Raw genomic sequence first — 7,781 nt, 5'->3', positions numbered from 1 at the left:
ATAAAATCGACCTTGGAAAATCTGCTTAAACAACTCGTATAGTGCGTACTCTGCATAGTTCGACTCCAGATTATCTTTAGCTTCAAATATCCCATTACCTCCGGTTTGCCTTTACCCCCTTGTGAGTGCGCCCAAGCTATCCAGCCTTCGAGCAATGGTTAAGATAAAGCGGCGTTCGCCGATAACGTTAGTGGTAACAGGTCTGAACACGGGTGCTGATGCTTGGTTGGTGCGGTGCGATCGCCCAAGCCCTTGGATTGCGTTGTCTGCTCTCCAGCCAGCTTCAAGCAGGTAGTGCGATCGCCGCCGCCGATTAACAGCGTTGAGATCAGCATGATAACTTCTGCCTGTGCCACCAGCGTCACTGAAAATGAGGATTTGTTTGTCACCCTGCATAAACGCAGCAGTTTCAGCAATATTCGCCCCAGCACCGCGTGAATCCACAAACAAACGCCCTGAATCATCTTTCAAAACTCGCTTGCTGCGACCAGTTACTTCGGCAATTTGTTTGTTACTGAAGTGCCACAGCAATTGTTCTAATGGACCAGGGATTGGGTCAAGGCTTGCCAGTCGATCAACTAGAGTATCTCTCAAGGCTACAGCTTCTTGGGAGATAACTGGAGAACCATCGGCATCAAAGACTGGCTCGGATCTTTCTTCTCCATCGACGCCAGAATGGATGGAATGGAGATGAACAGGGAAAGCACTCATCAAGTAATCCATAACGTATTCCCGTGGGGTCAAGTCAAGATTGAGATCCTTCCATTCGGAAGCCGGAACTTCATCAAGTCGTCGCTTAAGCAATTCTTCATTAGTCGAGACGATCTGAACAACAACTGCATTTTGAGCAGCAAGATCCTGCTCAATCGCTTTGATCAGGGTAGGGCATTTCATCCCGGTCAGCAGATGATTGAAGAATCTTTGCTTGTGCGACTCGAACTGCGACACCGCGCTCATCTTTGCAGCACGGTTGTAAGTCTTGTCACCAGAGATATTACAAGCTTCCAGGGCTTTATCTAAATTATGGTGAATAACACCAAAAGCATCAGAATAGCTGTTATAACTCCGTTTCTGCGTCGGCGTTAAATCAATGTAGAGAGTCTGGTACTCAACTCCCTCGAATGAAAGACTCCGCGCCAAATACAGACCGAGTGCTTTCAAATCTCTAGCTACAATCTCCATCGCGGCGATACCACCGCCCTCAATGGATTCCACAAAATCCTCACGGGAGGTAAACGGGAAATCCCCAGTCTGCCAAAGCCCTAGACGATTTGCGTAAGATAGGTTGGAAACCTTCGTCGCTCCAGTAGCAGAAACGTAGATAACCCGTGCCTGCGGTAATGCGTTTTGCAACCGCAGCCCAACAATGCCTTGCTGGGATGCTGCAACCATGCCCAGTTTGCCCTCTTGAGCCATTGCATTGCCCATACTGTGGCATTCGTCGAAAGCGATCGCTCCCTCAAAGTCCTTGCCTGCCCATTCAACGATTTGCTTAAGCCGACTTTTGCCATTCTTTTGAGAACGTAGAGTTGAGTAGGTGCAGAACAGAATACCTTGGGTGAAAGAAATGGGGTCGCCTAGCTTGATGTTGCTCAGGTCGATAATGTCTTTTGCATCACCTCCTAAAGCACACCAGTCTCTACGGGCATCTTCAATTAAGGCAGAACTTTTAGATACCCAAATTGCTTTTTGCCGCCCCTGACACCAGTTGTCGAGAATGATTCCTGCACACTGTCTTCCTTTCCCAGTACCACTACCATCGCCCAAGAACCAGCCACGACGAAATTTTACGGCATTTTCTTCGCCTTGAGCCGCTACAGTCACATTATCCCAAGAATCATCCACAATATAAGACCCAGACAGAAATTCACAGTGAGCCTGACCTGCGTAAATAACGCTTTCAAGTTGTGCCTCTGATAACAAGCCTTGTGTGATAATGTTGCTAGGAAGATGCGGTTTATAAGTTGGTGCTGGTGGTGATACAAGTGCTAGGGCTGCACTTTCGCAAAGCAGTGAGGGATGAGGTAAAGCGTCCTTGATTCGGATTCGCTGTGGGCGATAGGTTTCATATAAAGTATCTTTAAGTCCTTCTGTAGCAGACCATTCGACAACTTCATATTCCAGCACTACTACATCGTCTGGAAGAGAGGAAACTGTTTCTGGTTGAGCTACCACAGAGCGTTTTGGCAATTGAACAACAATTGCCTTCGCAGCAGCTTTGATATCTGAGCGTTCCCACGAAGATCGTCCAGGCAACTGCTCAATCAACGCCAGCAGTTCGGGCAAGTCCAAGGTTTCGGAAATACAAGGGATTTGCCTGTGATTATCAGCCGGAACTTTGTCGATCACTGTAATCCGAGTGTCGATCTGTGTACCATGTTTTGAGTAAACCTTGCCGTTAACCCCGACTGACATTAAAACTCGTGCTTCTGAGTGCCACCTAACAAAAGTCTCGCGCCAAGTGGGATTATTAGGTGAGAACCAGTTGGCTGTGATTGTTACGAGCCGTCCACCGTCAGCCAGTCTTTGCAATGCCGAGTTGATGTGGCTCTTTGTTGCGTCGGGATTACGACTGTTGATTTTGGGAGATGCACAGAAAGGTGGATTCATCAGCACAACTGAGGGCTGAGTCTTGCCAACCAGATAGTCGTTAATCTGTTCCGCGTTTACTGAGAATAATGGTGTGCCAGGGAATAATCGCCGCAGAATCTTACTTCTATCGGGTGCAAGCTCGTTGAGCATCAGACTTGCACCCCTAAGTTTAGCCATTTGTGCTAACAAACCAGTTCCGGCACTGGGTTCAAGTACTAAATCATCAGCCTTTATAAATGCTGCTTTGGCTACTAGATAAGCAAGCGGCAGAGGGGTGGAGAATTGCTGAAGCTGTACTGACTCTTCACTGCGCCGTGTTTGCGTTGGGCAGAGAGCTACTAACTTCTCCAATTCCAATAATACTGTTAGCGGCGACTCTAATAAAAGCTTGTAACCTTTTTGGCGCAGATATAATATTTGCGCCACTTCCACAGCTTCGTAAGCATCTTTCCATTGCCATGCACCAGACGCGGAAGTACCTAGAAAGTAACGATTCATCTGGGAAGAAACAGTTTTTGTAGAGAGAGGGCGATTATCTATTAAAACTTTTGCAAGCTCTTGGGCAACATTAATAACTGACTGCCCATAATCGATTACTGTTTGCAAATCGAATAAAGAACCTTGAGTGAAAAGTTGTTGTACCATTGGACTATATAATTTTAATTTTCACTCTTGAAAAAGCGAAGCTAATCCCGGATTTCTCACCACACCTCGAATGGAGGAGTAATGAGTAGTGAGTAAAGAGTAAGGAGTAAGGAGTAGTAAACTCTTTACTCCTTACTCATTACTTTTTACTTATTACTCATCATCAATCGCTTTGGAGCTTGTGAGAAATGCGGGTAATATGTGGGCTTTATTAGCTATCAAACGGGCACATAACGTTCACTATTTTTCAGAAGATAAGTTAGCCTCCGTTGCTCAGTCGGAGGCTAAGAATAAAGTATTAGTAAAAGGGAATAGAGAAAGGAAATTTTTATCCCTTTCCCCTTTTACCTTCTTAGTTTTATGCAGATGTACGCGGTCTACCTGCCTTGCGCTTGCCTGAAGACTTTACATCAGCCTTTTTAGTTTTCGGTGATTTATTGGCAGCATTGTTAGCTTTATTTGAAGCCTATTTCCTTGTTCTTAAGTTATCAGCAAAACCTCTAGCAGTTAGATAATTGAAGCGATCGCCTAAAAATCACGACTCACAGTAATAGCGATCGCCTAACTCCTCAAATCGCCAATATAAGCCCCAATTTGTTTAAGTCCCTGCAAAACTTGGATACGTTCTGATGTATTTTCAAGTAACCGATAAGTATGGGATCTAGTATATTGAGGGATATTTTGGTGGCGATCGCATTTCAAAAACAATACTTCTCTTCCGTTTGTAACCATTCCATAACAACTTGACTGTAAGTTGGGAGCGCTCAATAAATAAGTAAGTGCTTGGGGAATTCCCGCCGTAACGTCTAGTCTTGCAGGCTTTGACTCGATTACCAAAATCCAAAAACTATCTTGAATCACCAAAATATCAATCCTGCCTTGAACTGCAATAGCATTAGCTTCGTCTGCAACTTCGATATTGGTACTTACTTCTGCTTTTACCAAAAAAGGAAACTGATAGAAACCTGCTAAATCTAGCAATGGTGATATAACTACAAGCTTAACAATTTCTTCGAGAGGTGGTTCTTCTTGACTGAGATAGGTATAGTTTCGAGTGAGGCGATCTAGTCCTTGTAGTTCCGCTTCGGTTAGAGTCGGCGCATTATTTAACCATTCATCAAAAAAGCGATCGCTAGAGTCGAGTCTCAAGCCAAAAGTTTGACGGAGAGCGCCAAGGGTAAGGCTACTAGCATTTGTAATCACGGTTAAATTCTTGTAGTAATTACATGAAGTTTAAAAGTCTAGACATTTGATCTAGCCTCCAATACCTAATATACGATATATTAAGAGCAAAAGAGAGATAGCCTAAAAATCACGGCTCACAGTAATAGAGATCGCCTTTAAAAGATAGATTGTTGAGGCGAACGCCTAAAAATCACGACTCACAGGAATAGCGATCGCCTTCAGGAGATAGATTGTTGATGCGATCGTATACCGCAAAGCCTTTAGCAGATAGATAATTGAGGCGATCGTCTAGAAATCACGACTCACAGGAATAGCGATCGCAATACATTACTCCCCTGAGTCGCAGATATTGCAGGGTTAGCGCGTCTCAAACCCTATTGACAGTGGGATTCTAGTAGAGGATTGAATTTGGGAGAGATGCGGCTAACACAGAAAGCATATACTGATCATTCATAGCGGCTCGTCGTGACTTTTGGCGAATACTGCGGCGGAAAGATGATTCTCGTTCTAAGGCTTTACTATCACCGATTCGGGCGAGGCAATATTTCACCTGGGCAATTATCCCTGTTTCACTCAAATGATGCATGAATATATTGATACCAGAAACTATCCTTATAAATAGAACAGCGAAGAAAGAACCGATGCCCAGCAAAACTATTGAAGTCCGAGAGTATACCGTCAGAGCGCACAAGCGGGAAATTCATACTCGCGTTTTTAACTTTGTGTGTAAGCAGTGCGAGCAACCCACACAACGAGAAACCTTTGGTGTGCGACCGCTTTACTGTGAAAAATGCCGTCCGCCACAAGCACCTAAGCAATCGAAAGTAGTCCCTATAGGCAAGAGGAAACCCAGAGCGATGACTTACAAGAGTGGTAAAGACATAGCCGGATGATTTGTTGTCTCAAGGTTTTGAGTGAGCGCCTCCGGCGGGCGCTTGCGCCATCGCAGGCTTTATCGTTCCATCCACAGCAGCTTTTGAGGAGTATTGCAAAGATAGGTTTGGATATCAACGTCGTCATCCTTATAGATTAATTGAAGCTTCGGCTGTATTTGATCTGATAAAAATGTGTCCCAATGGGACACAAACTAAAACTGAATCGAGCGATGCCAAAAAAAGAAGAGCAATCCAGCCGCGATCGCTACCATAGCTGCTAAACAAGCTGGATAACCGCAATACCATTCCAGTTCTGTCCGGCGATTGTTGCCAGAGTTAGAAGATTCATTTTAGCTTCTGATAGTTTTGAAAAAAGCGATTCAAATCACTTAAAAGTTGACAATACAAACTTTTGTTTTCATAAGTGCCAGTAGCATTCTCCCAAGAATCGCAAATTCTTGGGCTAGTAATCGGCAAAATCAAAACAAATAGAGCCGCAATTAGAGGCACAACTAATATAAGGTTTCGGACATCAGTGATTAAATCACCAACTTCGCTCAGAACAGGTAACTCGTACTGGTGACGATGTGTAATTAGTGCATCTTTGGTTTTCTGAGGTTGAGTTTTTTGCTCCTTTTCTAAATTGAGATTGGGCTGGATATCTATCTCAAGAAGGTTCTTCTTGACTACTTCAATTGCCGTCACTAAATCATCTATAGGTTGCCCATCTCTGGCACGAGCGACAAGTATTGATTCGAGAATTATTAATCTTGACTTGGAAGTTAATAGTATAGGCATCTGTTGATTAGCTTCATTGATGAAATCCTGTTGTTCTTTGAGAAGCTTACTAGTTTGCATATTATGTAGCCACTGGTTTTGAACTAGTAGTTCGCGTTCTGATATTTTAAAGCTTTGAGAAAGACTGTTAAAAAAGTTAACAACACTCGCTGTTAACTTTTCTAAAGGGTTTGAGGTTGCTGAGGGGGAGTTGCTTTGATTATTGTCTTGCATAGGTTATTCAACAAATTTTAATTTTGATTACTATCGCAGCCATCGAATTTGTATTTAAGATGTGAATTCTGAAGTAATCTTTCGATTCCCAAACGGATAAGCTCTGGTGGAACTCCGTCTAATTTCAACTCGGTTTGGATAAACTCATCAATGGAACTGGCTTTCGTCTTCTCCAAGAGCGCCAACATCTGTTGAGCTTGGGTTGTTGGTTTACTTGATGAATTAGTTTCAGCTTGAGAGGTTTGCTTATTACTTGGTGCAAAATTAACAAACTGTTTGGTATCCCGGTCATAACCAGAGAAATTCTTTAACAGAGGCATTGGTATCCATTCATTGATGCCGCCGTAATAAACCGCTCGACCGACTGGTGATTGTGCGGCAATTTCCATGACTTGGGTTGAAGTAATCTTGCGATCGCTGGGGATGAGTTGAGTGGCAATCATGGCATTGTAAGCTGGGACGTTATCAGGATGAACCAACGCCACAGACGTTAACTGGGATCGCAGTCCGCCAGAAATGCCCAAGTCATCAGTGTGAGGGTTCTGTACGACAATCCAGAAATGCCAACCGGAACTATCACCGCAAGAACAGTAAGAGATGATTTTGTCTTTGAGCCAGCCAATTTCACCCTTGGTATTTTTAAATTTGGAACAAACAGCCGTACCTTCATCTAAAATAATCAGCTTGGAGCCAGAAATATTTTGAAATTCGGTACCCATGCCCAATAATCCCAACATCGCTTGCTTCTGATATTTCATCAAACACTCAGCCAAAATATTTTACGGTTGTTGCCCGTCGATACTTTGTGTTGTCTGGGGTGGCGGTGCATTAATAACACGAGTGTAAACAGACAGCCCAATGCAAACTAGAAAAAAAATGACTGAGAATCCGAAAAGATTCTCCTTGAAGAAGTTGCGCCATTTTAAGCTGGAGATTGGAATTTCTCGTTCAACAAAGAGCGTGTCAAATTTTTCAGATCCTGAATTGTCGCAGGTCGTTTCGACTTTTTTTCTGATGTCGGCACTCCTAATTCGTCTAAAAATGCTTTCGGGTCAAAACCAACAGTTGCAGCAGTAGTCAGGGTTTGAACTTGTTGCTTAATCTCATCCCCAGTCTTTAACCCGTACTCTTGGGTAATTTGTTGCCTGATTTCGGGATTTTTGGCCAACTGATAAATAAACGCTATTTCATCAAAACCTTGCTCTGTGCGTCGCTGTAACGAACGAGCATCAAGTTCACTGGTGATTTCATCGAACAATTCTTGCTCAAACTCATGAACTGCCAGCGCTTGAGCAACAGTCTTGCCTGCCACAATGTCCAAGAATGCTTTAAACGTTTCCCGGCTGACTCCAGCAAGATGTAAGTAAGTCGGCGGGAAAATTTATAAGTATGTAACGAAAACTTAATCAGAGTAGTTAGAGTTAAATTTAATACGTTGTGTCCTATAATTTCCTCTTTCTCCTCTAGCTTGAA

7 protein-coding genes are annotated in these 7,781 nt (G+C 43.5%); 1 reads left to right on the top strand and 6 read right to left on the bottom strand.

Going from position 1 to position 7,781, the window contains the following annotated elements; all coding sequences use genetic code 11:
* Positions 1 to 111: 111 nt before the first annotated feature.
* The 3 genes from H6G97_RS40675 to H6G97_RS40665 form a co-directional block, all read right to left on the bottom strand.
* Entirely contained in the window at positions 112 to 3,237 is a 3,126-nt protein-coding gene (locus H6G97_RS40675) for a strawberry notch-like NTP hydrolase domain-containing protein (RefSeq protein ID WP_242055908.1), read from the bottom strand.
* Positions 3,238 to 3,798: 561 nt separating this feature from the next.
* Positions 3,799 to 4,440, bottom strand: a complete 642-nt coding sequence (locus H6G97_RS40670; RefSeq protein WP_190946282.1) for a restriction endonuclease subunit R — start codon at positions 4,438 to 4,440, stop codon at positions 3,799 to 3,801.
* A 373-nt stretch (positions 4,441 to 4,813) separates the two neighbouring features.
* Positions 4,814 to 5,008: a hypothetical protein gene (locus H6G97_RS40665; RefSeq protein WP_190946283.1), complete on the bottom strand. Its 195-nt coding sequence runs from the start codon at positions 5,006 to 5,008 to the stop codon at positions 4,814 to 4,816.
* A gap of 55 nt (positions 5,009 to 5,063) precedes the next feature.
* On the opposite strand from H6G97_RS40665, the gene H6G97_RS40660 reads away from it, so the two are divergent.
* Positions 5,064 to 5,315, top strand: coding sequence for a hypothetical protein (locus tag H6G97_RS40660; RefSeq protein WP_190946281.1), 252 nt, complete (start codon positions 5,064 to 5,066; stop codon positions 5,313 to 5,315).
* Positions 5,316 to 5,642: 327 nt separating this feature from the next.
* Here the strand turns inward: H6G97_RS40660 and H6G97_RS40655 are convergent, their stop codons facing one another.
* The 3 genes from H6G97_RS40655 to H6G97_RS40645 all read right to left on the bottom strand — a co-directional run bounded on the left by H6G97_RS40655 (position 5,643) and on the right by H6G97_RS40645 (position 7,620).
* Positions 5,643 to 6,308 carry a hypothetical protein gene (locus H6G97_RS40655; protein ID WP_190946280.1) on the bottom strand — a complete coding sequence of 222 codons (666 nt, stop codon included), beginning with the start codon at positions 6,306 to 6,308 and terminating at the stop codon, positions 5,643 to 5,645.
* Between the two features lie 17 nt (positions 6,309 to 6,325).
* Entirely contained in the window at positions 6,326 to 7,066 is a 741-nt protein-coding gene (locus tag H6G97_RS40650; RefSeq protein WP_242055907.1) for a hypothetical protein, read from the bottom strand.
* A 164-nt stretch (positions 7,067 to 7,230) separates the two neighbouring features.
* Positions 7,231 to 7,620: a hypothetical protein gene (locus tag H6G97_RS40645; RefSeq protein ID WP_190946279.1), complete on the bottom strand. Its 390-nt coding sequence runs from the start codon at positions 7,618 to 7,620 to the stop codon at positions 7,231 to 7,233.
* Between the last annotated feature and the right edge of the window lie 161 nt (positions 7,621 to 7,781).

It is taken from the genome of Nostoc flagelliforme FACHB-838, from assembly GCF_014698065.1.
In the GTDB taxonomy this organism is placed as follows: domain Bacteria; phylum Cyanobacteriota; class Cyanobacteriia; order Cyanobacteriales; family Nostocaceae; genus Nostoc; species Nostoc flagelliforme_B.
The sequence above is the reverse complement of the archived record's forward strand: the minus strand, read 5'-3'. Positions and strand labels throughout refer to the sequence as shown.

Excerpts from the sequence above, each read along its gene's own strand:
- H6G97_RS40675 (WP_242055908.1), bottom strand. The coding sequence starts at position 3,237 with ATGGTACAACAACTTTTCACTCAAGGTTCTTTATTCGATTTGCAAACA.
- H6G97_RS40665 (WP_190946283.1), bottom strand. The coding sequence starts at position 5,008 with ATGCATCATTTGAGTGAAACAGGGATAATTGCCCAGGTGAAATATTGC.
- H6G97_RS40660 (WP_190946281.1), top strand. The coding sequence starts at position 5,064 with ATGCCCAGCAAAACTATTGAAGTCCGAGAGTATACCGTCAGAGCGCAC.
- H6G97_RS40655 (WP_190946280.1), bottom strand. The coding sequence starts at position 6,308 with ATGCAAGACAATAATCAAAGCAACTCCCCCTCAGCAACCTCAAACCCT.
- H6G97_RS40650 (WP_242055907.1), bottom strand. The coding sequence starts at position 7,066 with ATGAAATATCAGAAGCAAGCGATGTTGGGATTATTGGGCATGGGTACC.